Source organism: Kribbella sp. CA-245084 (assembly GCF_050942355.1).
In the GTDB taxonomy this organism is placed as follows: Bacteria; Actinomycetota; Actinomycetes; order Propionibacteriales; family Kribbellaceae; genus Kribbella.
The window spans coordinates 7,702,139-7,727,332 of sequence record NZ_CP192053.1; the positions used below are offsets into that span (position 1 = coordinate 7,702,139).

Annotated in this window: 25 protein-coding genes; 10 read left to right on the forward strand and 15 right to left on the reverse strand. The window is 67.7% G+C overall.

Features of this window, described 5'->3' with window-relative positions; genetic code table 11:
• The first annotated feature begins 71 nt into the window (after positions 1–71).
• Positions 72–851, forward strand: a complete 780-nt coding sequence (locus ACQPYH_RS36750; RefSeq protein WP_432881139.1) for an ABC transporter ATP-binding protein — start codon at positions 72–74, stop codon at positions 849–851.
• A 1-nt stretch (position 852) separates the two neighbouring features.
• On the forward strand, positions 853–3,315 hold the full coding sequence (locus ACQPYH_RS36755; protein WP_432881142.1) for an ABC transporter permease: 2,463 nt from the start codon (positions 853–855) through the stop codon (positions 3,313–3,315).
• A gap of 43 nt (positions 3,316–3,358) precedes the next feature.
• Here ACQPYH_RS36755 and ACQPYH_RS36760 read toward each other — a convergent pair whose 3' ends face one another.
• Both ACQPYH_RS36760 and ACQPYH_RS36765 read right to left on the reverse strand, forming a co-directional pair.
• A complete protein-coding gene (locus ACQPYH_RS36760) occupies positions 3,359–3,712 on the reverse strand; it encodes a VOC family protein (RefSeq protein ID WP_432881145.1) in 354 nt (117 codons plus the stop codon).
• Positions 3,709–4,494: a methyltransferase domain-containing protein gene (locus ACQPYH_RS36765; RefSeq protein ID WP_432881148.1), complete on the reverse strand. Its 786-nt coding sequence runs from the start codon at positions 4,492–4,494 to the stop codon at positions 3,709–3,711. Before ACQPYH_RS36765 ends, ACQPYH_RS36760 begins: the two co-directional genes overlap by 4 nt.
• Positions 4,495–4,591: 97 nt before the next feature.
• On the opposite strand from ACQPYH_RS36765, the gene ACQPYH_RS36770 reads away from it, so the two are divergent.
• Positions 4,592–5,089 carry a MarR family winged helix-turn-helix transcriptional regulator gene (locus ACQPYH_RS36770; protein ID WP_130440594.1) on the forward strand — a complete coding sequence of 166 codons (498 nt, stop codon included), beginning with the start codon at positions 4,592–4,594 and terminating at the stop codon, positions 5,087–5,089.
• Between the two features lie 367 nt (positions 5,090–5,456).
• Here the strand turns inward: ACQPYH_RS36770 and ACQPYH_RS36775 are convergent, their stop codons facing one another.
• Positions 5,457–7,217 (reverse strand): ABC-F family ATP-binding cassette domain-containing protein, encoded by a 1,761-nt coding sequence (locus tag ACQPYH_RS36775; RefSeq protein WP_432881151.1) that lies wholly within the window; start codon positions 7,215–7,217, stop codon positions 5,457–5,459.
• Positions 7,218–7,290: 73 nt separating this feature from the next.
• Here ACQPYH_RS36775 and ACQPYH_RS36780 point away from each other — a divergent pair, with 73 nt between their 5' ends.
• Positions 7,291–8,139, forward strand: coding sequence for a fructosamine kinase family protein (locus tag ACQPYH_RS36780; protein WP_432881154.1), 849 nt, complete (start codon positions 7,291–7,293; stop codon positions 8,137–8,139).
• Positions 8,140–8,245: 106 nt separating this feature from the next.
• Here the strand turns inward: ACQPYH_RS36780 and ACQPYH_RS36785 are convergent, their stop codons facing one another.
• From ACQPYH_RS36785 to ACQPYH_RS36830, 10 genes are all read right to left on the reverse strand, one after another.
• Positions 8,246–10,117 (reverse strand): GTP-binding protein, encoded by a 1,872-nt coding sequence (locus tag ACQPYH_RS36785; RefSeq protein WP_432881157.1) that lies wholly within the window; start codon positions 10,115–10,117, stop codon positions 8,246–8,248.
• 149 nt (positions 10,118–10,266) lie between these two features.
• Positions 10,267–11,199 carry a 4-(cytidine 5'-diphospho)-2-C-methyl-D-erythritol kinase gene (locus ACQPYH_RS36790; protein ID WP_432881160.1) on the reverse strand — a complete coding sequence of 311 codons (933 nt, stop codon included), beginning with the start codon at positions 11,197–11,199 and terminating at the stop codon, positions 10,267–10,269.
• Positions 11,200–11,217: 18 nt separating this feature from the next.
• Positions 11,218–12,096: a 16S rRNA (adenine(1518)-N(6)/adenine(1519)-N(6))-dimethyltransferase RsmA gene (gene rsmA / locus ACQPYH_RS36795; protein ID WP_432881162.1), complete on the reverse strand. Its 879-nt coding sequence runs from the start codon at positions 12,094–12,096 to the stop codon at positions 11,218–11,220.
• 18 nt (positions 12,097–12,114) lie between these two features.
• Positions 12,115–13,245, reverse strand: a complete 1,131-nt coding sequence (locus tag ACQPYH_RS36800) for a ubiquitin-like domain-containing protein (RefSeq protein ID WP_432881165.1) — start codon at positions 13,243–13,245, stop codon at positions 12,115–12,117.
• 226 nt (positions 13,246–13,471) lie between these two features.
• Positions 13,472–14,086, reverse strand: a complete 615-nt coding sequence (locus tag ACQPYH_RS36805; protein ID WP_432881167.1) for a nitroreductase family protein — start codon at positions 14,084–14,086, stop codon at positions 13,472–13,474.
• A 22-nt stretch (positions 14,087–14,108) separates the two neighbouring features.
• Positions 14,109–14,417 carry a hypothetical protein gene (locus ACQPYH_RS36810; RefSeq protein ID WP_432881169.1) on the reverse strand — a complete coding sequence of 103 codons (309 nt, stop codon included), beginning with the start codon at positions 14,415–14,417 and terminating at the stop codon, positions 14,109–14,111.
• Positions 14,418–14,529: 112 nt separating this feature from the next.
• Positions 14,530–15,141, reverse strand: a complete 612-nt coding sequence (locus ACQPYH_RS36815; protein ID WP_432881172.1) for a hypothetical protein — start codon at positions 15,139–15,141, stop codon at positions 14,530–14,532.
• 291 nt (positions 15,142–15,432) lie between these two features.
• Positions 15,433–16,572 carry a hypothetical protein gene (locus tag ACQPYH_RS36820; protein ID WP_432881175.1) on the reverse strand — a complete coding sequence of 380 codons (1,140 nt, stop codon included), beginning with the start codon at positions 16,570–16,572 and terminating at the stop codon, positions 15,433–15,435.
• Positions 16,569–16,988 carry a hypothetical protein gene (locus ACQPYH_RS36825; protein WP_432881177.1) on the reverse strand — a complete coding sequence of 140 codons (420 nt, stop codon included), beginning with the start codon at positions 16,986–16,988 and terminating at the stop codon, positions 16,569–16,571. The genes ACQPYH_RS36820 and ACQPYH_RS36825 overlap by 4 nt, the downstream gene beginning before the upstream one ends.
• Positions 16,989–17,012: 24 nt before the next feature.
• Entirely contained in the window at positions 17,013–17,924 is a 912-nt protein-coding gene (locus ACQPYH_RS36830; protein ID WP_432881179.1) for a TatD family hydrolase, read from the reverse strand.
• Between the two features lie 158 nt (positions 17,925–18,082).
• Here ACQPYH_RS36830 and ACQPYH_RS36835 point away from each other — a divergent pair, with 158 nt between their 5' ends.
• Positions 18,083–18,256: a type IV toxin-antitoxin system AbiEi family antitoxin domain-containing protein gene (locus ACQPYH_RS36835; RefSeq protein WP_432881181.1), complete on the forward strand. Its 174-nt coding sequence runs from the start codon at positions 18,083–18,085 to the stop codon at positions 18,254–18,256.
• A gap of 37 nt (positions 18,257–18,293) precedes the next feature.
• Positions 18,294–18,461, forward strand: coding sequence for a hypothetical protein (locus tag ACQPYH_RS36840; protein WP_432881184.1), 168 nt, complete (start codon positions 18,294–18,296; stop codon positions 18,459–18,461).
• A 26-nt stretch (positions 18,462–18,487) separates the two neighbouring features.
• Here ACQPYH_RS36840 and ACQPYH_RS36845 read toward each other — a convergent pair whose 3' ends face one another.
• On the reverse strand, positions 18,488–18,904 hold the full coding sequence (locus ACQPYH_RS36845) for an SRPBCC family protein (protein WP_432881186.1): 417 nt from the start codon (positions 18,902–18,904) through the stop codon (positions 18,488–18,490).
• A gap of 163 nt (positions 18,905–19,067) precedes the next feature.
• Here ACQPYH_RS36845 and ACQPYH_RS36850 point away from each other — a divergent pair, with 163 nt between their 5' ends.
• The gene (locus ACQPYH_RS36850) at positions 19,068–21,200 is read left to right on the forward strand and encodes a discoidin domain-containing protein (RefSeq protein WP_432881189.1); all 2,133 of its coding nucleotides are present in this window, start codon (positions 19,068–19,070) and stop codon (positions 21,198–21,200) included.
• On the opposite strand, the gene ACQPYH_RS36855 is transcribed toward ACQPYH_RS36850, so the two are convergent.
• Positions 21,172–22,089 (reverse strand): helix-turn-helix domain-containing protein, encoded by a 918-nt coding sequence (locus ACQPYH_RS36855; RefSeq protein WP_432881192.1) that lies wholly within the window; start codon positions 22,087–22,089, stop codon positions 21,172–21,174. The genes ACQPYH_RS36850 and ACQPYH_RS36855 overlap by 29 nt on opposite strands.
• Positions 22,090–22,154: 65 nt before the next feature.
• Between ACQPYH_RS36855 and ACQPYH_RS36860 the strand changes: the two genes are divergently transcribed.
• From ACQPYH_RS36860 to ACQPYH_RS36870, 3 genes are read left to right on the forward strand one after another with little or no spacing between them, the layout of a single operon-like run.
• Positions 22,155–23,471: a glycoside hydrolase family 36 protein gene (locus tag ACQPYH_RS36860; protein WP_432881195.1), complete on the forward strand. Its 1,317-nt coding sequence runs from the start codon at positions 22,155–22,157 to the stop codon at positions 23,469–23,471.
• The gene (locus ACQPYH_RS36865) at positions 23,464–24,378 is read left to right on the forward strand and encodes a carbohydrate ABC transporter permease (protein ID WP_432881198.1); all 915 of its coding nucleotides are present in this window, start codon (positions 23,464–23,466) and stop codon (positions 24,376–24,378) included. The genes ACQPYH_RS36860 and ACQPYH_RS36865 overlap by 8 nt, the downstream gene beginning before the upstream one ends.
• Entirely contained in the window at positions 24,375–25,184 is an 810-nt protein-coding gene (locus ACQPYH_RS36870; RefSeq protein WP_432881201.1) for a carbohydrate ABC transporter permease, read from the forward strand. Before ACQPYH_RS36865 ends, ACQPYH_RS36870 begins: the two co-directional genes overlap by 4 nt.
• Positions 25,185–25,194 lie beyond the last annotated feature (10 nt).

A 25,194-nucleotide genomic window follows, 5' to 3' on the forward strand; every position in this document is an offset into this window, starting at 1 on the left:
CACTCTGGTCCGACGTAACCGAGCTCGGCGATCACTAACTTCTTGGTGAAACCTCAAGACCAAGGAGTGACATGAGCTTGCAGACCGGAGAGCTTGCGGCCGGGCGGTTGCCGCAGGACGGGGAACCGCGGACCGCGATCCGGGCGCACGAGCTGCGCAAGGTGTACGGACAAGGAGACACCGCGGTCGCCGCGCTCGACGGCGTCTCGGTCGACTTCGGCGTCGGCCAGTTCACCGCGATCATGGGCCCGTCCGGGTCCGGCAAGTCGACGCTGATGCACTGCCTGGCCGGCCTCGACACGCCGACCGGCGGTCAGGTCCTGCTCGGCGAGACCGAGCTGACCCAGCTGCCCGACGCCGAGCTGACCAAGATCCGGCGGGACCGGGTCGGCTTCGTGTTCCAGTCGTTCAACCTGCTCCCGATGCTGACGGCGAAGGACAACATCCTGCTGCCGCTCGAGCTCGGCAACCGCAAGCCCGATCAGCAGTGGCTCGACACGCTGATCGACGTACTCGGTCTCGAGGACCGGCTCACGCACCGGCCGTCGGAGCTGTCCGGCGGCCAGCAGCAGCGGGTCGCGGTCGCGCGGGCCCTCGTCGGGCGGCCCGAGGTCGTGTTCGCCGACGAGCCGACCGGCAACCTGGACTCGCGGTCCGGCGCCGAGGTGCTCGGCTTCCTGCGCCGCTCGGTCCGCGAGTTCGGCCAGACCGTCGTGATGGTCACGCACGACCCGCTGGCCGCGTCGTACGCCGACCGCGTCGTGATGCTTGCCGACGGCAAGCTTGCGGGCGAGCTGCGGCAGCCGACCCCGGAGAGCGTCCTCGACGCCCTGCGCCAGCTGGGAGCCTGACGTGCGACGTTCCATCCTCTCCTCGCTGCGCGCCCACGTGGGCCGCCTGGTCGCCGCCTGTCTGGCGATCGTTCTCGGGGTCGGTTTCGGTTCGCTGGCGATGATCGTGCACTCGTCCGCGTCGCACGGTGTCGACGAGACGATCGGCTCGCAGTACAAGGGTGTCGACGCCGTCGTCTACCCGGACCAGGCGACGATCTCCCCCGCCGACATCGCCAACGTGCAGAAGCTGCCGCAGGCGGCATCGGTCGTCACGCTGACGACGGCGTACATGGAGGTGTCGTACCCGGACCTGGTCCGGCCGACCACGCTCCCGATCGACGCGCTCTACGACACCACTCACATCGCCGGCCCCAGCACCTCCTCGGGACGGTTGCCGACCGCAACGAACGAGATTGCGCTGCCGGCCCGCGCCGCGGCCAAGCACAAGGTCACCGTCGGCCAGAGTTTGCGGATCAGCTCGTACGACGACAAGTCGTGGAACGCCACCGTCGTCGGTCTGCTCGACGACTCGAAGTCCGTCGGTATGTCGTCCGCGGTCGCGACCCCGGCCGCGGTGAAGATCTTCGAACCGGGCGCCTTCGTCCGCGGGATCGCGATCGCCGCCAAGCCCGGCGTCACGCAGCAGCAGCTGGCCGACGCTGCGGGACCCGTTGTTTCCAAGGGTTTGGAGACCTTCACCGGGGCGGGATTCATCGAACACGAGGTGAAGAGCTATACCAACGGCATCGACGTACTCGGCGGTGTGTTCGGGATGTTCGCCGTCATCGCCCTGTTCGTCGCGTGTCTCGTGATCAGCAACACCTTCACGATCGTGATCGCGCAGCGCACCCGCGAGATGGCGCTGCTGCGGTGCGTGGGCGCGTCCCGGCGGCAAGTGTTCTCCTCGGTGATCGCCGAGGCGAGCGTCGTCGGCGTGATCGCGTCCGCGGTCGGTGTGGTCTTCGGCGTCGCCCTCTCCGCCCTGGGGCTGGCGCTGTCCCGTGAATTCGACTGGGGCATCCCGCCGCTGCCGCTGCACCTGGACCCGTCGTCGGTGTTCCTGCCGCTGCTGCTCGGCACCGTGGCGACCCTGGTCGCTGCCGTCGTACCGGCTCGCCGGGCGACCAAGGTGGCGCCGCTCGCGGCGCTGCGTCCCGAGGCTGCTCCGGCGGCCGCGTCCAAGGCCGGCGTACTGCGTTTGATCCTTGGCTTCCTGCTCCTCCTCGGAGGTGGCCTACTGCTGGCGGCCGGCGCGGTATCGCACCAGGTCCTGGTCGGTGTCGCGGGCGGTGCGATCTCGTTCCTCGGCATCCTCGCGGTCGGCTCGCTGCTGGTGCCCGCGCTCATCCGGGTCATCGGCGCACTGCCCGCTCGCAGTGGCGGCGTACCTGCACGGATCGCGGTCGCGAACGCGGTCCGGAACCCGAAGCGTACGGCGGCCACGACGTCCGCGCTGCTCATCGGCGTCACGCTGATCAGCCTCACCTGCGTCGGGATCGCCTCGGTGCGGAAGACGTTCGACGTGTCGATGGACGGCCAGTACCCGGTCGACCTGATGGTGACGACGTACAAGGAGAAGATGCCGGCCAACGCCGAGCAGCAACTCCGCGACATCAAGGGCATCACGCAGGTCGTCCCGATCAGCCAGGTGCTGGTGAAGTCCGGCGGCCAAGAGGTTCAGGTGACGGGCATCGACCCGGCGAAGGCCGGTTCCGTCATCCACAACCCGGAGGCGGCCGCCAAGCTCAAGCCGGGTACGGCGTTGTTGGACCGGTCAACGATGATCATGCTGAAGCTCGAGAACGGATCGCCGCTGACGATCGTGTCCGGGCAGCACAAGCTGAGCGTCACGGCCCAGCAGGCGACCGGGCTCGATCCGATCACCGTGAGCTCGTCCGATCTCGCCAAGCTGGCGCCGACCGCGCCGGTGACCGGGTTCTGGCTGGCATCCGACCCGAAGGCCGACGGCTCGGACGTGATCGACGCCGTGGACCAGTCGATCCCGACCGTGAAGGACCTCTCCGTCACAGGCGGCCTGGCCGAGCGGACCAGCTACACGAAGGTCTTCGACGTACTGCTGATCGTCGGCGTCGGCCTGCTCGGGGTCTCGGTGCTGATCGCACTGGTCGGCGTGGGCAACACACTCAGCCTGTCGGTACTCGAGCGGACGCGGGAGAACGCACTGCTCCGCGCGATGGGCCTGTCCCGCCGCCAACTGCGCCGGATGCTCGCGGTCGAATCGTTGCTGATGGCATTGGTCGCGGCCGGCCTCGGCATCGTGCTCGGCCTCGTCTACGGCTGGACCGGGACGAGCGCGCTGATGGGCGGCCAGACCGTCGACGGCGGCGTCGAGTACGCCGTACCCGGGACGCTGCTGATCATCATCGCGGCCGTGGCTGCGGTCGCTGGTCTGCTCGCCTCGGTCCTGCCCGCCCGCCGGGCCGCGAAGGTCGCTCCGGCCGGCGCTCTGGCGACCGAATGAGCCAGCGGCTCGCCCGGCTTGAGGGGGCCGGGCGAGCCGCTCGTCAGACAATCTCGACGCGATTCCCGTGTCCGTCGGCGGTGTGGAACCGCCGGCGGCCCGGGATCGTGTCGTTGTCCCAAGTGACCGGATAGCCGAGGTTCGCGAGCTTCGCCGCCAATCCGTCCAGATCGTCAACTGCCAACGCCGGATGCGCCTTCTTCGCCGGAGTGAACCCCGCCTCCACCCCGACATGGATCTCCGCATCGCCGGCCTTGAACCAGCAACCGCCACGCGATTTGAGCAGCTCCGGCTTCTCCAGCTCGGTCATCCCGAGTGCCTCGCCGTAGAACGCCCGCGCCAGGTCCTCACCACCGGGCGGGCACGACACCTGCACATGATCGAGTCGCATACTCATCCCTTCTTCTGGGCAACAGCGAAGATGCGGCGGAACGGCAACAAAGTGCCGTACGGCTTCTGCGGATAAGCCTCCGCCAACCGTGCGCCGTACTCCGCCTCGAACTGCTTGCGCAGATCATCCGGCAACGACTGCAGCACCGGCCGCGCCCCGGTCCCCTTCACCCATTCCAGTACGGCGTTGTCGCCCGCCAGCACATGGACGTACGTCGTCTCCCACGCATCCACGACGCAACCCTCCGCGCTGAGCACGTCGACGTACTCCGCCGGCCCGGGCACGTCCGGCCGGAGCGACGCGTCCTTCGCGTACTCGGCGTACGGCCCTGACTCGGCGAGCTCACGCAGGATCGCGTGCGACGGCGCATTCCCGTTGCCCGGGATCTGGATCGCCAGCCACCCGCCCGGACGCAACGCCCGCACGAACCCGGGCAGCAGGTCGACCTGCTCCGGGATCCACTGCAGCGTGGCGTTCGTGACGATCACGTCGAGCGATTCCGGCTCGGCAGCCCATTCGCGAACGTCGCCCACCTCGAAGCTCAGGTGGTCGTCCGCGTACTCCGCCGCCGCCTCGAGCATCTGCGGCGAGCTGTCGATACCCCGGATCACGGCCTCCGGCCAGACGTCGCGCAGCGTCGCGGTCAGCGCGCCCGGACCACAGCCGAGATCGACGACAGTCCGTACGTCGGTCGCCTGCACCCGCTCGACCAGATCCCGGAACGGGCGGGCCCGCTCGTCGGCGTACGTGCCGTACTGCACGGGACTCCACACCGGTGACGTCCGCATCGGTCTGCACCTCTCTCCAGGATTTATCTTGACATCGAGATACTCTAGTCCTGTCACTTGTCTTGATGTCAAGAGTCTTGATGGGTAGTCTCGAACCATGGAGGACGAGGTCGATCGGCTGATCGAGGCCTGGCGCCGTGAGCGCCCCGACCTCGACGTGGCGCCGATGGAGGTGCTGTCCCGGGTCAGCCGGCTCGCGCGGCACCTGGATCGCGCCCGCAGTCAAGCGTTCGACACCCATGGCCTGGAGTCGTGGGAGTTCGACGTACTCGCGGCCTTGCGCCGGGCGGGCGCGCCGTACCAGCTCTCCCCCGGCAAGCTGCTCAAGGAAACCCTGGTCACCTCGGGCACGATGACGAACCGGGTCGACCGGCTCGCCGCGCGCGGCCTGGTCGAGCGCCTGCCGGATCCCTCGGATCGCCGCGGCGTGCTCGTCCAGCTGACCACCGCCGGACGCGACGCGGTCGATGCGGCGATGGCCGACCTGCTCACCCACGAGCGCGCGCTGCTCGGATCGCTCAGTGAGCGCGACCAGCAGAAGATCGCCCGCGTACTGCGCGAGCTGGTTCGTCCGTTCGATCTCGAAAAGCACTGACAATTGGCGCACAAACGCGCAGCGGAATTGTGCCGGAATAATCCGAAAAGACGACCCGTCACTTCTGCCCGGCCCCGGTCGTTGCTAGTTGCAACGAGATCGAGAGATTGCTGTAGCCGACGACTATCGACACTGAGTGAGCGCCCGCACTAGGGTCATCACCGTCGGTGGCTGACCGACTACAAAATGTCAGAACACGGTGACTTCGGCGGCAAGAGGTGGTCCGCCGAAAGTGGCCGCGCGGTGTCCGGGGCTCGGGGCCCGAACAACGCCGGCCGGCACGGGGGCCGCTCACCCAAGCTCGGCGCCCCCTCCGAATCACAGGGGATCGGAGGGGCGCCGCGGCTCAAACCGCATCTGCTCGGGTCTACTCCGCGAGTTCGGCCGCTTCGAACCAGGCCGTTTCCAGCTCGGCGCGTTCGTCGGCGAGCTTGCGTAGCTCGGTGTCCAGCTCGGCCAGCCGCTCGTAGTCGCTGGCACTCGCGGCCAGCTGGTCGTGCAGCTTGGCCTCGGTCTCGGTGAGTTTGGCGAGCTGCCGCTCGATCCGGTTCAGCTCTTTCTTCGCCGCTCGCGCCGCTGCCGGGTCACCAGACAAATTGCTGGACATCTCCGGCGTCGCTGTCAACGCATTTGACGGCGCCCGCCGCGGAATTCCGGCCTCGAGTTCGTCGAGATACTGATCGACCCCGCGCGGCAGATGCCGCACCTGGCCGTCACCCATGATCGCGTAAACCATGTCGCTCACGCGTTCGAGGAAGTACCGGTCGTGGGTGACCGTGACGACGACGCCCGGCCAGCTGTCGAGGAAATCCTCCAGCACGGTGAGCGTCTCGACGTCCAGGTCGTTGGTTGGCTCGTCGAGGATCAGCACGTTCGGCTCGTCGAGCAGGATGCGCAGCAGTTGCAGCCGGCGCAGCTCGCCGCCGGACAGGTCCGAGATCCGCGTCGTCAGCTTGTCCCCGGTGAACCCGAAGCGCTCGAGCAGCTGCGAGGACGTCAGCTCGCCGCCTCTCCCCGCAAGCGCCGCCGTACGACGGATTGCGGTGATGTGCTCGAGCACTGTCGACGCACCGTCGACCTCGTCGAGGGTCTGGGACAGGTTCGCGACGCGGACCGTCTTGCCCTGCTTGACTACGCCGCGGTCGGGGGCGAGCTGACCGGTGAGGACCTTGAGGAACGTCGTCTTGCCGGCGCCGTTCGGGCCGAGCAGCCCGATCCGGTCGGCCGGGCCGAGGCGGAACGTGACGTGGTTGAGCATCACCCGATCGCCGAAGCTCAGGCTGACGTCCTCGACATCGAACACGTCCTTGCCGAGCCGGGCGGTCGCCAGCTGCGACAGCGCGAGCTTGTCGCGTGGCGGCGGCTCGTTCTCGATCAGGGCGTTCGCGGCATCGATCCGGAACTTCGGCTTGGTCGATCGCGCCGGCGCACCGCGGCGCAGCCAGGCGAGCTCCTTCTTCAGGAGGTTCTGCCGCTTGGTCTCGGTGACCTGCGCAGAACGGGACCGCTCGGCCTTCGCCAGCACGTAGGCGGCGTACCCACCGTCGTACGACGAGACCTGGCCGCCCTGCACCTCCCACGTGACCGTGCAGACCGCATCCAGGAACCAGCGGTCGTGGGTGACGACGATGAGGGCGCCCGCGCGGTCGACCACGTGTTCGGCGAGCCAGCTGACGGCCTCGATATCGAGGTGGTTGGTGGGCTCGTCGAGGACGAGCAGATCGACCTCGGTCAGCAACAGCCTCGCGAGCGACGCCCGTCGGCGCTCGCCACCGCTCAGGCTGCCGACGAGCGCCTGATGGTCGACCTCGCCGAGCAAGTGCTCCATCACCGAGCGTGCGCGCGGATCGGCAGCCCAGGTGTAGGTCTCGACATCGCCGAGCACCGCGTGCAGCACGGTCTGCCTGGGGTCGAGGTCGTCGGTCTGTCCGAGGTACCCGAGCCGCAGGTCGCGGTTGTGCGTGATCCGGCCGCTGTCGGGCTCCTCACGCCTCGCCAGGACCTGTAGAAGCGTCGATTTGCCGTCGCCGTTCCGCCCGACCACGCCGGCCCGTTCTCCGCGCCCGATCCCGAGGGTGACCGAGTCGAGCAACGTCCGGGTGCCGAAGCCTTTGGAAACAGCTTCCATATTGACCAAGTTAGGTGCCGCCATAACGGGCCCAAGGGTATCCGACCGGGACAGCCGTGCCAGGATCGTCCAGGTGCTGACTCCCGCCTGGCTCGAGGGCCTGTCCCTGGGCGACCCGATCGCGGCCGATCCGCTGGAGGGCGGATACGCCAGCAAGACCTACCGCGTGCGTACGTCGCTGGGCCGGACGGTGGTCGTGAAGACCCAGGACGACCTGCCGTCCGACCTCTACCCGCTAGAAGCTGATGGCCTCGACGCACTGCGGCTTCCGGGCGGGTTCGCCGTACCGGAGGTGCTGCGGGTCACGTCGTCGTTCATCGTCCTGGCCGACCTCGGTACGGCGGCAGCGTCGCCGACGTACTGGGAGGACGCGGGGCGGGCGCTGGCGCTGCAGCATCAGCAGACGGCGGACAAGTTCGGGTATCACCAGGACAACTACCTGGGCACGCTTCCGCAGCGGAACCCGTGGACGACCGACGGGCATGCGTTCTTCGCCGAGCAGCGCCTACTCCGGTACCTCGAGGAGCCCAACTGCTCTGGACAGCTCCCGCCGGCGGACCGCCGTCGCCTCGAACGCATCGCCGACAGGCTGGTCGAGCTCGTGCCCGACCAACCGCCGTCACTCCTGCACGGCGACCTCTGGCACGGCAACCTTCTCCCCGGCCCTGACGGCAATCCCGGCATGATCGATCCCGCCGTCAACTGCGGCTGGCCCGAAGCCGACCTGGCCACCCTGCTCATCTACGGCCACCTGTCCGATCGGTTCTTCGATGCCTACGAGGAGCTGCATCCACTGGCTGAGGGGTGGCGTGCGCGCATGCCGCTTCTCCACCTGCGGGAACTCCTCTGCATCACCGCCCACTGGCCCGACCGCCCGCAAACCGTCGCCGAGATCCACACCATCCTCAAGAGCTTCGACTGAACGCGGACCTGTGCCACTGACCAACCTCCGCCGCTCGGCGGCCCTGGGGTGGGGCTGAGCGTAAGCGGCGAGGGTTGTGAGCGGTTGGTCAGTGTCGCGCGTCCGCCTACCGGTTGAGGTGCAAGAGGTACTGCTTCTCGTTGAGGGGGTTTCCGTCGGTGCGCAGGCGGGTGGGTGCGGGGCCGGGGACCGGTTGGTAGGTGTGGAAGGTGGTTGCCAGCAGGCCCTCGCCGTGTGTCAGGGACGGGAGCAAGCTCTCGAAAGGGTGTGTGGTGGCTGCGGGGATCGTGCCTTCGAGATGAGCCTGCGTTTCGGTGAGCGTGGTTCGGGAGACGACTCCGCGGTGTTCGGCGATGTGGGCGAGGACGCGGGAGACAGTATCGGCCGGGGCATCCAGCTCGAAGTGGTTGACCGGCTCCATGACCGTCGTGCCGGCTTCGGCGATCGCCTGCATGAGGACCAGTGGGACGAGACGGCGAAAGTCCGCGGCGACCGTGCCCACGCTGTCGTACGCCGTGTGGGTGAGGTCGACGCGGATGTTCGGGATCTCCCAACCGGACAGGCCTTGGTGAAGCGTCAGCCGGACTGTCTCCTCGATGGCGGTGTGGAACGCACGTGGCAGTCCGCCGAGCTCGACCACCAGGTTGTACTCGATGCCCTCGGCAACCGGTGAGACTCGGAAACCGACACCGGCCGCCCACAGATTCTCCGGCGCGCTGATCTCGCGGACCGCCGCGCCCACTCCGTCAAGGCGTTCGACATGGATCGGCGTGGTCTCGCTGAACGCGACGTCGACGCCGTACTCCGTTGCCAGCAAGGACGCGATCACCTCCTTCTGCACCTCCCCGTACAGGCTGACGGTGATGTCGTCGGCCTTGCGGACCCGGATCAGCGGGTCCTGTTCGGCGAGCTGCGTCAACGCCTGGAACAGCTTGACCCGGTCCCGCGCACTGACCACGGTCTCCAGCGTCGGCGGCGCGAACAACCGCCCGACCTGCTTGGTACGCACACCGAGCTGATCGCCGATCCGGATGCTCTTCAACCCGCGCAACGCCACGATCTGGCCGGCCTCGGCCCTGTCAACGGTATGACCCGCCACCTCGATCGCGCTCGGACGAGCCTGGTACTCCGCTCCGTCCACCGGCTGTACCTCGACGTACGAGCGTGCCGTCAAAGCGCCCGCGAACATCCGGGCCAACGCGATCTTCTGCCCCGCCGCACCGCGATCGACCTTGAAAACCCTTGCCTGCAAAGGATCTTCAGCCGATCCAGTGGCCCGAGGCAACCATGACCGGATACCCTCGATCACCTCGGGTACGCCGACGCCGGTCATAGCGGACCCGAAGTACACCGGATGCACCCACGCCGTCGCGACCTGCCGCCGGAGCTCGCCGGACACGTCCAGCGCGCCGCCGGACAGGTACCGCTCAAGGAAGTCGTCGTTGCGCTCAGCAAGCATCTCCGCGAGCGGCTCGTCGTCGACGGCAACCAGGTCGGCCGACCGCGTCCCGAGGTCCGTGACTCCGACCATCGGCACAGCGGCTGACGTCAGCAAGCGCTTGATATCGGCCAGCAGTTCGTCGTACCGCGCGCCGACGCGGTCGATCTTGTTCACGAACAGCAGCGTCGGGATGCGCAGCCGCGACAGCGTACGCATCAGCAACCGCGTCTGCGGCTGCACGCCCTCGACCGCGGAGATCACCAGCACCGCGCCGTCGAGGACCGACAGCGCCCGCTCGACCTCGGCGATGAAGTCGGAGTGTCCCGGCGTGTCGATCAGGTTGACCGGCAGGTCGCCGAGCGCGAACGACACCACCGCCGAGCGGATCGTGATGCCGCGTTTCCGCTCGAGGTCCATCGAGTCGGTCTGGGTGTTCCCGTCGTCGACCCGGCCGACCCGGTCGATGACCCCGGCGGCGTACAGCAGCCGCTCGGTCAGGCTGGTCTTACCGGCGTCGACATGCGCCACAATGCCCATCGTCAGAGAGTTCAAGAGTCCTCGCGAATGCGTCGAAACGATCAGAACCAATGAGGTCGATCGATCCGCGGCGCATCCCGGTCTCCTGTCTCTCCAATAAGGGGCAGTCGGACCGTAACACCACACCCAGGGTGTGGACGAGCGATTTTCTAGCGGCTGACGATGGCCGGGAGGATTCGGGCGCCGGGGACCGGGCCTTCGGCCTGGCGGACCATGCGGCAGAGGCCGGACTCGGCGAGTTCTACGGCGAGGTCGACTGCGCTGCGGCTGTCGGCGGCCAGGAACAGGCAGGTGGGGCCTGAGCCGGAGATCTGCGCGGCGAGCGCGCCCTGGTCGAGGCCGAACTGGAGCGTGTCGCCCAGCTCGGGCCGCAACGACAGCGCGGCCGCCTGCAGGTCGTTGCTGAGAGCAACAGCGAGGGCGCCGGGCTGGCCGGACAGCAGCGCGGACAGCAGTTCGGGGCGGACCTGGGGCGCCTCGACGCGGCGCAGCGGCCGCAGGCGGTCCAGTTCGCCGTACACCTTGGGGGTCGACAGGCCGCCGTCGGCGATCGCGAACACCCAGTGGAACGTCCCGCGGGACATCACCTCGGTGACCTGCTCGCCGCGGCCCTGACCGAGCGCCGTGTGCCCGACCAGGCAGAACGGCACGTCACTGCCGAGCTCCGCCGCGTGATGCTGCAGCTCGGTCTGCGTGAGCTGCAAGCCCCACAGCCGGTTGCACGCCACCAGGGTCGCTGCGGCGTCAGTCGATCCACCGGCCATCCCGCCGGCCACCGGGATCGTCTTGCGGATCGTCAGGTCGACACCCTCGTCGACGTCGTACTCCGCCTGCAGCAGCCGGGCCGCCTTCACCGCGAGGTTCGTCTCGTCGGCCGGTACGTCGTCCGCGAAGTCCCCCACGATCTCGACCGAGACCTCGCCGTCGTCGTCACGGACCTGCGCCGTGATGTCGTCGTACAGGGCAACGGCCTGGTACACCGTGGCGACGGGGTGGAACCCGTCCGGGCGCGGCGGACCGACCGACAGACCGAGGTTGATCTTGGCCGGTGCCCGCACCGTGACCTCAACAGAAGGTGGCACGTCGCACAGGCTAGTGCCTCAGCGAGTCTGACCTGCACCTGCGAGAGCCGCGAACTCTGTGATCCCGAGCATCTCGCCGCGTAGTTGCGGGTCGATACCCGTTGCCGCGAACACCTCGTCGAGCCGCGCCCGGTCCGGCATCCAGCGGGCCAGCGCGGAGCGGATCGTCTTACGCCGCTGCGAGAACGCGGCCTCGATCACCGCGAACACCTCCTCGCGGCTGGCCGGCGTCTCCGGCGGATCCCGTCGTTCGAACGCGACCAGCCCGGAGTCCACGTTCGGCGCCGGCCAGAAGACATTCCGTCCGATCGGCCCGGCGCGCCGCACGTCGGCGTACCAGGCGGCCTTGGCGGACGGTACGCCGTACGTGCGCGAACCGGGCGGAGCGGCCAGGCGGTCCGCGACCTCGGACTGCACCATCACGAGACCGTGGCGTAGCGAGTCGGACACTTTGAGCAGGTGGAGCAGCACGGGCACTGCGACGTTGTACGGGAGATTCGCCACGCAGGCGGTCGGCGCACCGATCTCCGCCGGGGTCACGTCCATCGCGTCGGCCTCGACCACGGTCAACTCCGACGCCTGCTCGGGCGCGTACGTCGCGATCGTGGACGGGAGCGCCTGCGCGAGCAGCGGGTCGATCTCGACCGCCGTGACCGGGTGCCCTGCGGCGAGCAGCGCCAGGGTCAGTGAGCCAAGCCCGGGGCCGACCTCCAGCACGGTCTCACCGGCAGACAGGTCGGCGGCGCGCACGATCCGGCGGACCGTGTTCGGGTCGATGACGAAGTTCTGGCCGCGCTGCTTGGTCGGACGAACGCCGAGGGATGCGGCCAGTGAACGCACATCCGCCGGACCGAGAAGCCTCGGTCCGGCGGATGTGGATGAATCAGACGAGCTCACGCCGTCAGTGTCTCAGCTTTACGCCTTCTTGCCGCACACCGGCCAGGCGCCGTACCCACCGCGGTCGGCCTTGACCTTCTCCGCGATCGAGATCTGCTGCGCCTTCGAGGCACCGTTGGCGTTGCTGGCATACGCCGTACCGCCGTAGGCCGCCCAGGTGCCGTGGTCGAACTGGAGACCGCCGTAGTACCCGTTGCCGGTGTTCGCGGCCCAGTTGCCCCCGGACTCACACGCGGCGATCCGGTCCCACGCTCCACCACTGCTGGTGGGGACCGACGGCTTCTCGTCCGTCGTCGTGGTCGTCGGCTCTGTCGGCTTCGGCTTGGTGCCGACCAGCACCTTCTCGTCGACCGGCGCCGTGACGACCTTCGACGTGACCACCTTCGTGGTAGCCAGCTTGCCGTCCAGGTAGGTGTACAGGTACGTGACGGAGGTCGAGCCGTCGGTGCCCTTGGCCGTGGTCTTCTTGGTGCCCTCGACCAGCGTTGCCGACTTGGTCTCGTCGGTGCCGTGCGCAACCGCCAGGGTCTTGGTGACCCGCTTCTGCAGGACCTGCACGTAACCGATCTTGTTGACGCCGAGCTTCAGCGGGGTCGCGGCGGCCGGGGTGATCCGGTCGTCGGCGTCCCAGCGGATCTTCGCCTCGGTCAGGGCCTCGCCGACCGTGCCGGCCAGCGACTTGATCGTCGCGATCTTGCCCAGGTGGACGATCTGCACGGTCTTCGGGGTCTTCACGACCAACTCCAGCCCCTGGCGCCCGAGCGGCGCGCTACGGCTGGTGGAGAGCTGGGCCCCGTCGTACCGCAGACCGAGGTCGGCGAGCGCTTCGTTCACGCTGTCGGCGGTGGTCCAGTAGGCCTTCTTGGTGCCGTCGGCGTTGACGGTCAGCTCGCGACCGTACTGGACCGCGATCTCCTGGCCGTCCTTGAGCTTGGAGTCCGGACCCGGCGCGACCACGTCGTGGGCACCGATCTGAACTTTCTCGGCCTTCAGGGCGTCTGCCACGGTGGAACCGAAGGTGTGAACCTTCCGCACCTGGCCGTCGACGGAGAGACTGACCGTCTTGCTCTTCGCGGCATACGCCACGGAGCCGCCCGCAACGGCGAACGCAGCCGTCGCACCGACGGCCACGATGATGGACTTACGCACTAACGCTCCCAGGTAGGGCTACCCGGGCACGGGGTGAGGCAGCACAGGCACCGACCGCCGACGCCGGACTGGCTGCCCGGAGCTTCTTGTCCCGCCGAGGGGTTGTACTGCCCGGAATCTTCCCCGATCCCGGCCAACATCACGGGACCATAACGAAGATATGCCGGAAGTGCCAATCCCCTGGTCGGCGAGTCGTAAAAGGGTGTAACGGGGCCGACATGTCTCGTTACACCAGGTGATTGCCCCACTGGCCCCGATGCACCACTTCTGCGGTCGTCCTGCGACCCCGTTTCAGCGACGGCGAGCGCTTGTCCGGGGCCCGGTACCCGACCGACAGAACCCCGACCAGATCGAACCCCTCGGGTACGCCGAACTCCTTCAGCAGCCGGCCCGCTTTGTCCGCAGGAGGCCCGAAAAAGCAGGCTCCCAGGCCTTCGTCGACGACCGTCTGCAGCATCAGCAGCACCGCCATCCCGGTGTCGACGTACCAGTACGGCGCCGTCCAGTGAGCCTCGTCGCGATCGGTCCAGCCCTTGTCCGGTTCGGTGTACCGATCGAGGTACGCGTCCTTGTGCGCGAACGCGAGAACGAGCAGCGGAGCGCGCCGCAGGCCTGTGATCCACTCCACATACTTCTCATCCGGATCCTCGGCCGCGATCCGCCAGTACCGCTCCCGCTCGTCACCCTCGAGCGTCAGGAACGCCCACCCCTGGCTGAACCCGCCTGAGGGCGCCCGGAGACCGTTCTCCAGGATCCGCTCCCGCACCTCGTCCGGAACCGCCCGACCCGGGTCGTAGTTCCGCACCATCCGCCGCCGCCGAACAACCTCACTGAACTCCATGAGGTGTGTCTACCAGGCGGGCTCATCCGACGTCGTCGCCGACCTCCAGGTGGCGCCAGAACTCGATCGACGGCTGCGTGGTCACGCCGGCCGACGCCATCATCTGCTGGATCTGCGGTCCGGAGTTCTCGAAGAACGCCTGGAACGACGCCTCGTCCGGCCACTCGTCGACGACGAGTACCTCGTTCTCGCTGCCGTAGAAGTGATGTGAGATCAGCCCGCGACTCGACGCGTCCGCAATCACACCTTCGAAGAGCGCGCCGTTATCGGCGCCCAGCTTCTCGATCGCCGTGGGGTCCCCAGTCACCCGCAGGGTCATCAGAACACTCATTGCCCCTCCCCCTTGCAGGCCGGCCCCGAACCGGGCCGACGCCCTCAGACTGCGCCCGCCAAACACGCCGCGCAACGGTCCGCCGGAACGTTGACGGTCGGCGTACAGGCGGTCACCCGATCAAGCGCGCCAGCAGGTACGCCTCGGTCCCGGCCAGCCCGACCGAGCAGAACAGCACGGTCCCACCCGTCACGTTGCCGCTCAATGCCGCGCCCAGGCCGATCAGGCGATCGTGTTGCGGGGTGCCGTCGAGGATGAACGGCGGGTCGTACGCCCGAGTCTGCGCGATCGAATCCGTCACCACAAGATCGGCGCGATCGATCAGCTCCGGCCCGAACTCGGCGCGACCCTGCTGCTTCGGTCCGAGCGTAGTAACGAAGGCGCCATCTTTGACCCATCGTGGGTCGATCACGGGCGTCGGACTGTTGGTCGCGAGCACGACAATATCCGCGCCCTCGACCGCTCCTTGCGCTGACTCGACCGCAGTCGCAGGCAGCCCAAGCTCCTCAGAAACCCTTCTAGCAAAGGCGATTCGGCGTCCCTGGTCCCGGCTGAACACTCGCACGCCCGATAACCGCCGTACCGCCGAAATCGCCCAGAGCTGAGTAAACGCCTGCGTGCCCGTCCCGATCAACGCGAGGGTCTCGGCGTTCGGCTTCGCCAACGCATCGACAGCCACACCACCGATCGCCCCCACCCGCCGCGGCCCCAACTCGTTGCCCACGGCAATCCCCGCACCACCCCAGTCCCCCAGTCGTGCAGCACGACAACCTGCTCCCCCGGATCCCCCGCGAACGAGTCATACGACCGATACCCGAACCACTCCCCCTCCAACGCCCCGGTCGTAAACACCAACCGCCCGTCCCCCATATCCGTACTAACCCGAGGCGGCGTCCGCAACCGCCCCTCATAAGCAGCAACAACCGCCTCCCGCATCCACCCAACAGCCTGCCCGGGCCGCAGCCGAGCCCGGATATCTGCGTCAGTGAGGACAGTTACCACGGCCCGATCTCCTTCAGTCGCGATGGGGGGAGTGCGGTTGCCTGGGACCACCGGGTTGCGACCGCGTCGTCTGTTGTCCGCGAGGCGCTTCACCCTGCTCCGACGGCGCATGGTCGGCGGCACCGACCGGTCGCTTGGTCGCGCCCCCAGCAGGCGCTTGTGGCGCAGTCAGAGCTCGCAGCCGTTTGAGATCCGGCGGGAGGTTGCCCCGGGCTTGGCGAGCAGCCTGGTTCAGCCGGGATCCCGGCCGCTGGGCTTCCTGCTGAGCACGCTGCGCTTTGTCGATCCGGTACTTGCGTTCGATCCGATTGAGTGCTTGGTCCAGACCGGCGATGGCGTTCTGAGCGGCCTGCCTGCCCTTCTCGGCCTTCTGGTCGCTCCCCAGCGAGTCGTCGGCTTCGACAGCAGCCAGCCCGTGGAGGGATTCGCGCAGTGGAACGACCAGTTGTCTGCGGACGTCGGCGCGGTGCGCCTCAGGCATGAGGCCGGTCTCGACAAGTCGCTCGTCGATCATCAGGTCGACCGCGACATTCCAGCGTTGGCTGTCGTCGGCACCCATCAGCTTCTGGGTGACCTCATCGCTGGTCAGACCGCTACGATCTGCCACCGCCTTGTCGAGATCCCGGACAGCAGGCGTGAAGGCGGCGTACGCGTCCACACCCGGCTGTGCCAGCACCGCGGCCTCGACCTTCTCCAGGCCCGCATCGGCGAAGACGTCGATGATGATCTTGTCGAGGTTTCGCTTCGTCCAGTGCTCGGTGCGGCCTTCATCGTAGGCACCTGCTGCAGCGTCGTACGGGTAAGCCTCCGGTGCCGACATGTCGCGGAGACGAGCCATCAGGTGAGCGGCTTCGTGCGTCAGCGTGTCCATCGCGTCGCGCAGCAGCCAGGCCTCGTCGTCGGTCAATGGGCGATCGAGATCCCGTGCCTCGCGCAACCGATCGAGGACCTGTTCGACGGAGACGGAGATGCTGCCGTCGCCGTGTGCGCTGCCAACATTCTCCGGATCGATTTCCTTGAGAACCCGCCCGTTCCACCGGGTTCGAGGACCACCTCCACCGCCACGGACCCGCTGCTCGACGGCGTACACCACGGCGGCGACCAGCCGGTACTCCCACGAGTGGGGTGAGATCTCGGCCGCGGCGTCGGTCACGATCCGCTGTCCAGGCCGTCGTCCCGAAGGCGCTCGATGAACCTCACCAGGCTGGAGTTCATCCGCAGGATCGTCATGGACTCGCGCCGTGGAGCCTGCCGGGACAACTCCGCGATCTCGGTTTTCGCACGTTCGGCGTGAGCGATCCGCTCGGCCGGCGAGCTCTCGTCGACAAGCACCTGCGCCACCAAGGCCGAGGCGCGCTGGTACTGCGGGCTGGTGCCTGGTCGGGGGCCGGTGATCAGTTCGGGGAGTTTTGCGGCTCTGATCAGGGCGTGGCCGCGGGAGCGTTCGTCGGTGATCTGTTCGGCGAGCGCTTTCATCCGCGCTACTTCCGCAGCCACCGTGGACTCGTCCGCGCCTTGTAGGGAGTCGGCGAGCTCGAGTAGCTGGGCGTCGAAGGCGTCGTAGTCCACGGAATCAGCGTAGTGGCCGGACAGTTACCACGAGCCACCGAAGGCGTTGTTGGCGTTGGTGTTGAGGGTGGAGCAGAGTTCGGGGACGGAGATGTTGAGGACGTCGGCCATTTTGCGGACGGTGTGGGGGATCAGGTAGGACGCGTTGGGCTTGCCTCGGTAGGGCGAGGGGGTGAGGTAGGGGGCGTCTGTCTCGACGAGGATGCGGTCGAGGGGGGTGACGGCCAGGGCGTCGCGGAGGGACTGGGCGTTCTTGAAGGTCACGACGCCGGCGAAGCTCAGGAACGCGCCGCGGTTCACGCACTCGCGGGCGAACTCGGTGTCGCCGGAGAAGCAGTGCATCACGACGCGGTCGGGGACGCCCTCGCGGTCGAGGATGCGCAGGATGTCCTCGTGGGCGTCCCGGTCGTGGATCATCAGCGTCTTGCCGAGTCGCTTCGCCAGTTCGATGTGCGCGGCAAACGACTCGTGCTGCGCCGTACGCCCGTTCTCGCCGGTGCGGAAGTAGTCGAGCCCGGTCTCGCCGATCACGCGGACCTTGTCCGAGCTCGACGCCAGCCGCTCGATCTCCGCGAGCGCGTTGTCCAGCTCGCCGGCTTCCTTCAGCTTCGGCGCCTCGTTCGGGTGCAGGGCGACGCCCGCGATCAGGTTCGGGTACTGCGTGGCCGCCTCGACCGCCCACACCGCGCCGGGCAGATCGCACCCGACCTGCACGATCCGTGTCACGCCGACCGACGACGCCAGCTTGATCGCCTCGGCCGGGCTCAACCACGCACCGTCCTCGCCGTCGGCGATATCGAGATGACAATGCGCGTCAACCACACTCATCGGCAACGGATCAGGCACCGCGGGCCGACTCCGATCCCGCGACCGCCCATCCTCACCGATAGCAGCCCGCTCCCGAGTCGGCCGCCCAACCTCCACACCATCAGACATGCGTCCTAGATTACTGACCGTCTCCGGGCCGCTGACGAGCTGTTTCGCCGCTGGCGGCATACAACCCGTCAGCGGCGACACAAACGGTGATCGACCGCCGTCCACAGGCCCGAAGGTCGGGTGTGGTGGACGGGCGGGTTCGCGGCATGTTGTGGGGTATGGGCGTGAGACTTGAGGTGGTGGCTGCGCGGCGGGGTGGGTGGTTCTCGCGACGGGATGCGATCGCAGCTGGGTACCCCGATGCCGACCTGCGGCGGGAGGTGGCATCGGGGCGGTGGGTGCATCTGACCAGAGGGGCGTACGCCGAGCCCGGACCTGCGGCTCTTCGGTGACGCTCGGTCCGAGTCGGTCGGCGAGTCGCGGCTGCGGGTGCTGCTGGCGGATCTCGGCCTGCCTTCGCCGTTGCCTCAGGCCGAGATCCGCGACAGCGGCGGCTCACTGGTCGCGCGAGTCGACTTCCTGTTCGCGCAGTACGGCGTGATCGCCCGCTCGCAGTCCGGCTCGATAGCGGGTTGTTTCACCGCTGGCGCGGAATAACATGACAGCCACCAAACAACCTGCCCTCAGGACTCAGCGGCTTCCTTCACCCTCGCGACGAGCATCTCCCACATGCCTTGGGAGTGCTTGGCCTCTTCTTCGCTGGCGTTGTTGTCCTGGGAGAGCTTCAGGTGCGTCTCGCCGGTCAGCTCGTATGTGAGGGTGTGGTAGTTCTCGGGTACGTCGGGTTGGCCTGTGAGCGGGCTGAAGTGGGTCAGCTTCAGGAGCCGGCCGGGCTCGATCGCGAGGATCTCGCCCTTGTCCTGGTACGGCTTGCCCTCCCATTCGCCGGTCCAGGTGATCGGGCTGCCGACCTGCCAGTCGGTCTCGACCTCGGCGCCGAACCACAGCTCCTTCAGCTTGTCCGGGCTGGTCAGCACCTCCCACACCCGCGCCGCCGGCGCATCGATGTCGATCTCGGCCACTGCCTCATATCCAGTCATCGTCAATCTCCTCTCTCCCCTGACCGTACGGTTCCCGGTCCCCATGCGCTTGTAGAAAAGCGTCAGCCGGATCGTGCAGGAAGTCAGCACCCACGGCCATGTTCCCGGCACTCGCAGCCCAGTAGTTTGCGTCTCGGTTCCGCCCGACCGACAGGAGCAGCCGATGCCCCGGATCAGCGCAGTTCTCGCCGCACTCAGCCTCGTCGTGGGAGCGCTACACACCGACACCGCCCCACCGATCCCCGTGCAGATTCTCAGCCTGACCGATCTGCACGGCTACCTCTCGGAGACCGAGAACCTGACCATCGCCGGGCCGTCCGGCACCCAGCAGGTCGGCGGCGCCGGCTACCTCAAAGCCCACCTCGACGAGCTGAGGAAGCCGAACAGCTTCCTGATCGGCTCGGGCGACCAGTTCAGCGGCTGGCCGGACTACACCCAGGCGTTCGCGAACGAGCCGACCATCGAGGTCCTGAACGCGTTCGGCATGGACTTCGACGTTGCCGGGAACCACGAGTTCGACCGCGAGTTCCCGTTCCTGCGCCGGATGCAGACCGGCGCCTGCTACGGCAAGCCCGGGTTCGACAGTTGCTTCAAGGACTCCACCGGCCGGAACTTCCACAGCACCGATTACGCGTACGACGCGGCGAATATCGTCGACCCGCGGACCAAGCGGCCGGTGCTTCCGCCGTACTGGATCGCGAAGGCGGGCTCGCAGCGGATCGGGTTCATCGGGCTGGGTTTCCCCGGTACGCCGACCGAGACGCTGTCGATCGAGGGATCCGGGTTCGAGTTCCAAGGCCTGGTCGACGCGGCGAACCGGGCCGCGGCCGAGCTCAAGGCCCAGGGCGTGAACGCGATCGTGGTCAGCATGCACGAGGGCGGTCAACAGGGCGGCTTGTACGACGAGTGCAAGAATCCGACCGGTCCGATCTTCGACGCGGCGCGGGCGATGTCGCCGGACATCGACGTGATCCTCGGCGGCCACTGGCACACCGCGTTCAACTGCATGATCCCGGACCCGAACGGCGTACCGCGTCCGGTGCTGGAGGCAAGCAACCACGGCCGGGTGCTCGGCGAGGTGAATCTGTCGCTCGATCCCGCGACCGGTGAGGTGATCCGGTCCGCGACGACCGCGACCAACCACGCGGTCACCAAGGACGTCACGCCCGATCCGAAGATCCAGAAGATCGTGAAGTGCTGGATGGACAAGTGGACGGCCCGCCAGGCGCAGCCGCTCGCGAAGCTCGACAGCGATCTCGACTTCGCCGCCACGACGGAGAGCCGGACCGGCAACCTGGTCGCCGACCTCTACAAAGCCGAAGCGGACGGTGACTTCGCGCTGGTGCCGGCGGACCTCGGCGTCGACGTGATCGCGGCCGGTCTCAAGGCCGGCACGGTGACGTACGGCGAAGCGTGGCCGGTCGCCGGGATCTCGCCGATCACCACGCTCTCGATGAAGGGCTCGACCGTCGAGGCGGTTCTCGAGCAGCAGTGGATCCCGCCCGCGTACGGCTGCAGCCGACTGTCCGCGCTCGCGACGTCGGCGAACTTCCGGTACAGCTACGACCTGGGCAGACCCGTCGGCGACCGGGTCGATCCGGCGAAGGTCCTGATCAACGGGAAGCCGCTGCAGCTCGACAAGACGTACCGCGTGACGACGAGCGCGGCAATGCCGTTGCACGGAGCGCAGTACGGCTATCCGGGCTTCCAGCAGTACACCAAGCTGACGCGGGCGCCGAAGATGGGACAGGAGGTCTTCCTCAACTTTCTGCGGACCCATCCGTTGCTTAAGGCACCCAGTCTGGGACGCGTCACCGCAATCCCCGGTACGCCGCCGCCCGTCGACGGCCCGTTCGGTCCGCTGAAGCTGCTGCCGCAAAGCGAGATGACTGCGACAGCCACCAGTCAGGGCTCGCCCGCCTACACCGCAGCATCAGCGATCGACGGCAACTGCACCACGATGTGGCACTCGAACTGGAGCCCGCACGCGCCGCTCCCGCAGTACATCACCCTCGACCTGAAGACACCGCGTGCGATCGAAGCGCTCGTCTACACCCCACGCCAGGACGCCGACGTGCCGAACGGCCGGATCTCGTCGTACGACGTCCAGACGAGCCTCGACGGCGTGACCTTCACGTCGTCGACGCAAGGGTCGTGGGACGGAACTGTCGACGCCAAGATCGCGCGATTCCCAGCCGCAACGACGGCCCGCTACGTGCGACTGATCGGACTGGCCGGCGGGGCGGACTATGCGGCAGCGACCGAGCTCAATATAGCTCTAGCTCCGGGTTCCTGACCTTGGCGCGATGGGCGGTCGGCGAGATCCCGAAGCGGCGGCCGAACTGGCGGCTGAGGTAGTGCGGTGAGTCGAAGCCGACCGCTGCGGCGATCTGCGCGACGGACATGTCGGTCGCGCCGAGAAGCTCGGCGGCGCGCTGCAGACGGAGCGCTAGTACGACGTTCATGATCGAATCGCCGACCTGCTCCTTGAACAGATGCGCGAGCCGGGAGACCGACACCTGGGCGAGGCCGGCGAGTGACGTCAGCGTGTGCGGCCGCGCCGGGTCCGCGGTGATTGCCTCAAGCACCAGATGCACGCGGGCGTCCAGGTGCTGCGTCTCCCGGCGCAGGCTCGCGACCGCGGTCAGCAGCACCTCCTCGATGCCGTTCATCGTCAGCTCGGTCGCGACGCTCTTCTCCAGCAGGTGCAGCTCGGTGTCGCCGGTCGGCGACAGCCCGGCCCGCTGCGCATCCCGGTGCAGCCGGTCGAACGCCGACACCACGCGGTCGGTCTCCGACGACCTGGTCAGCCGCACGTACGACAGCCCGGGCATTGCCTGTGGCAACGACAACCACGCATGCCACTCACGCCGCGGCTGGAAGTGCGCCCACCACGACTCCCAGTACGTGCCGACGGTCCCGTAGTCGTGCGGCGTACCCGGGCTGACGAGTACGACGTCCCCGTGGCGCAGGGTCAGCCTGTTCTCGCTGATGAGGTACCGGCCTGTCCCGGAGGCGGTGTACAGCAGGTACCAACTGCCCACGCCGTCCGGCCGGACGACGCGATAGTCGCCGCCGCTGTGGAAGTGGCCGGTCACCAGTTTGCTCGGCGGCGGGATCTCGCTGTACAGCTCGATCAGCACCTGAGTAGCAAGATCGTGCTCGAAGTCAGCAGGCTCCGTCATGGTGGATCCCCTCGTAAGGGCTCCAAGATTAGCAAGATCCTGCACCCCGACGAATCGAGTCATCCGTGCCTTTCGCCCCCGTCGCCGAGCTCGAGTACGACGCCTCCACGCTGGTCTTCGAGCATGGCTGGCAGTCCTGGAGCCCGAGCGGCTGGTACCGCCTCGACGCGTCGCCACCACGGCCGACCGCGCCGAACCATCACGTGATGGCGTACCGCCCGGGCGTCGAGGCCGGCCGGTTCCAGGGCGAAGGTCTGCTCGCGGTCGCGACCGGCAACCAGGTTGTCGTGGCAGCCGCGACCACGCCCGATACGGTCCCGTCGATCCGCGCCGAGGTCCAGGGCAACCGACTGGTGATCTCCGCCGACGGCGACGTACACCTCACGACCAGCACCCAAGCGAACCCCAACCAGGCCCTGGCCGACTGGGCCGACACCTTTGCCGCCGGCGCACCGCCCGTCCGGGTGTTCGGCCCGTCGTGGTGCAGCTGGTACGCGTACTGGGGCAAGGTCACCGAGCGCGACGTGATGGCCGAGGTCCGCCAGTTCGACCAGCACGACCTCAGCGTCGACATGGTCCTGCTCGACGAGGGGTACCAGGCAGCGATCGGAGATTGGCTGACGCCGCGTGACGATTTCGGATCGACCGTCCGGCTCGCCGCCGACATCCGCTCGAGCGGTCGCCGCGCCGGCATCTGGGTGGCGCCGTTCCTGGTCGGCAGCGGCAGCGAGACGGCCCGCAAACATCCGGAGTGGCTGGTCCCCGGCATCAGCGCCGGTACCAACTGGGGCCAGGAGCAACTGGTCCTCGACGTCACCCATCCCTGCGCGGCACAGCACATCCAGGACGTGTTCACCGAGCTGTGCCGGCAGGGGTACGACCACTTCAAGCTCGACTTCGTGTACGCCGGTGCGATCGACGGAGAACGCCACGAGCAGCTCGACGGCATCGCGGCGTACCGGCATGGGATGCGGCTGCTGCGCGAAGCCGTCGGACCCAACCGGATCCTGCACGGTTGCGGCGCTCCGATCCTGCCGAGCCTCGGGCTGGTCGACTGCATGCGGATCTCGCCCGACACCGATCCGTTGGTCGACCCACCATCCGGCGACATCAGCCAGCCGGGTCAGCGCGGCGCCCGGTCCACGTCGGTGGCGCGTGAGTTCCTGCACGGCCGGTGGTGGGCCAACGACTCCGACTGCTTGATCGTGCGGCCCGACATCCAGGAGCGGGAGATCTGGGCGGAGCACATCTCAGATGGTCCTGGCCTGCGGATGTCGAGCGATCCGATCTGCGAGCTCGATCGCTGGGGGCTCGATCGGACCCGCGAGCTGCTCGTTCCGAGTTCGCCGCGGCCGCATCCGCTGAAGGATCCCGATGCTTAGGCCCGCGCCCCGCCCTACACATCAGATCGGCCGGGGCAGGCAGACGGCCGCGGCGTACGCGCTGCTCGCGCCGAGCCTCGTCGGCGTACTCGGCTTCCTGCTCGCGCCGGTGGTGATCGTCCTCGTCCTCAGCCTCTTTGACTGGAAGTTGCTGTCGACACCCGAATTCATTGGACTCGCCAACTACCGCAAGCTGTTCACCGATTCCGACGTCTGGCACTCGCTCCTGGTGACGTTGTACTACGTCATCATCTGCGTGCCCGGTACGACGATCCTCTCGCTGCTCCTGGCGCTCCTGGTCGACCGCAAGCTCCGCGGGATGAAGTACTTCCGCGCGCTGCTGGTGATCCCGTGGATGGCGACACCCGTTGCCCTCGGCCTCGTCTGGACCTGGATCTTCGACCCGGGCCGCGGTGCGCTGAACCAATTCCTCGGACTGTTCGGCGTCGACGGTCCGGCGTGGTTGTCATCGCCGCTGCTGGCAATGCCGAGCGTCGCAGCGGTGCATATCTGGCAGTTCGCCGGGTACAACATGCTGTTCTTCCTGGCCGGCCTGCAGAACATCCCGCCGTCGTTGCGCGAAGCATCGTCCCTGGACGGCGCATCGCCGGTCGCACACTTCTTCTCGATCACGCTTCCACTGCTGCGGCCGACGATGCTGTTCGTGCTGATCACCAACGTGATCGGCTCGTTCCAGGCCTTCGACACGATCTTCGTGATGACCGAGGGCGGACCCGGTGACAGCACCGAGGTGACGACGTACCTGATCTACGACGAGGCGTTCAAGAAGTTCGACTTCGGCTACGCGTCGACGGTCTCGGTGCTGCTCTTCGCGGTGGTGCTGATCGCGACGATCTCCCAGTTCGTGTACTTCGAACGCCGTACGACCTACGAGGTGTCCGGATGAAACTGCGCATCTTCGTATACGCCGTCCTGGTGGCCGGCTGCGTCCTCGCGATCTTCCCGTACTTCCTGACCGTGCTCACCGCGTTCAAGGGCCCGGGGCAACTGTCGGAGACGATGCCGTGGGAGCCCGGCGTACCGCCCAGCACGGCCGCGTTCCACCGGTTGTTCGCATCCGGCTTCGGCGGCTACCTGGTGAACACGACCCTCGTCACGGCCGGGATCACCCTCGGCCAGGTCGTGTTCGCGGTGCTGGCGGCGTACGCCTTCGCGCGCCTGTCGTTCCCCGGCCGGGACGCGTTGTTCTGGGTCTATCTGTCGACATTGATGGTGCCGCCGGTGGTCACGATGATCCCGCTGTACCTGATGATGCAGAAGCTCGGCCTGGTCGACACCTGGGCGGGCCTGATGCTGCCGACGATGCTCGGTACGCCGTACGCGATCTTCCTGCTCCGCCAATTCTTCCGCGGCATTCCCGCGGATCTCGAGGACGCCGCCCGGATCGACGGCGCCGGGCGGCTCCGGACGCTGGTGTCGATCGTGCTGCCGTTGTCGAAACCGATCCTGGTCACCGTCACCACCCTCGCCGTGGTGGCCAACTGGAACAGCTTCCTCTGGCCGCTGATCATCACCAGCAGCGAGGACAAGCGGTTGCTGTCGGTCGGGATCGCCTTGTTCAAGGGGGAGATCGGCGTCGACTACAACGCCGTGATGGCCGGCAGCCTGATCGCGCTGGCGCCGCTGCTGGTCCTGTTCATCGTCTTCCAGCGCTTCATCGTCCGCTCGGTCGCAGTTACCGGGCTCAAGTAGTTCGGAGGCT

Bases quoted from the DNA above. Each gene is read 5' to 3' on its own strand.
- ACQPYH_RS36750 (WP_432881139.1), top strand. From the start codon at position 72: ATGAGCTTGCAGACCGGAGAGCTTGCGGCCGGGCGGTTGCCGCAGGAC.
- ACQPYH_RS36760 (WP_432881145.1), bottom strand. From the start codon at position 3,712: ATGAGTATGCGACTCGATCATGTGCAGGTGTCGTGCCCGCCCGGTGGT.
- ACQPYH_RS36765 (WP_432881148.1), bottom strand. From the start codon at position 4,494: ATGCGGACGTCACCGGTGTGGAGTCCCGTGCAGTACGGCACGTACGCC.
- ACQPYH_RS36770 (WP_130440594.1), top strand. From the start codon at position 4,592: ATGGAGGACGAGGTCGATCGGCTGATCGAGGCCTGGCGCCGTGAGCGC.
- ACQPYH_RS36775 (WP_432881151.1), bottom strand. From the start codon at position 7,217: ATGGAAGCTGTTTCCAAAGGCTTCGGCACCCGGACGTTGCTCGACTCG.
- ACQPYH_RS36785 (WP_432881157.1), bottom strand. From the start codon at position 10,117: ATGGGCATTGTGGCGCATGTCGACGCCGGTAAGACCAGCCTGACCGAG.
- ACQPYH_RS36805 (WP_432881167.1), bottom strand. From the start codon at position 14,086: ATGGAGTTCAGTGAGGTTGTTCGGCGGCGGCGGATGGTGCGGAACTAC.
- ACQPYH_RS36810 (WP_432881169.1), bottom strand. From the start codon at position 14,417: ATGAGTGTTCTGATGACCCTGCGGGTGACTGGGGACCCCACGGCGATC.
- ACQPYH_RS36830 (WP_432881179.1), bottom strand. From the start codon at position 17,924: ATGTCTGATGGTGTGGAGGTTGGGCGGCCGACTCGGGAGCGGGCTGCT.
- ACQPYH_RS36835 (WP_432881181.1), top strand. From the start codon at position 18,083: ATGGGCGTGAGACTTGAGGTGGTGGCTGCGCGGCGGGGTGGGTGGTTC.
- ACQPYH_RS36845 (WP_432881186.1), bottom strand. From the start codon at position 18,904: ATGACTGGATATGAGGCAGTGGCCGAGATCGACATCGATGCGCCGGCG.
- ACQPYH_RS36850 (WP_432881189.1), top strand. From the start codon at position 19,068: ATGCCCCGGATCAGCGCAGTTCTCGCCGCACTCAGCCTCGTCGTGGGA.
- ACQPYH_RS36855 (WP_432881192.1), bottom strand. From the start codon at position 22,089: ATGACGGAGCCTGCTGACTTCGAGCACGATCTTGCTACTCAGGTGCTG.
- ACQPYH_RS36865 (WP_432881198.1), top strand. From the start codon at position 23,464: ATGCTTAGGCCCGCGCCCCGCCCTACACATCAGATCGGCCGGGGCAGG.
- ACQPYH_RS36870 (WP_432881201.1), top strand. From the start codon at position 24,375: ATGAAACTGCGCATCTTCGTATACGCCGTCCTGGTGGCCGGCTGCGTC.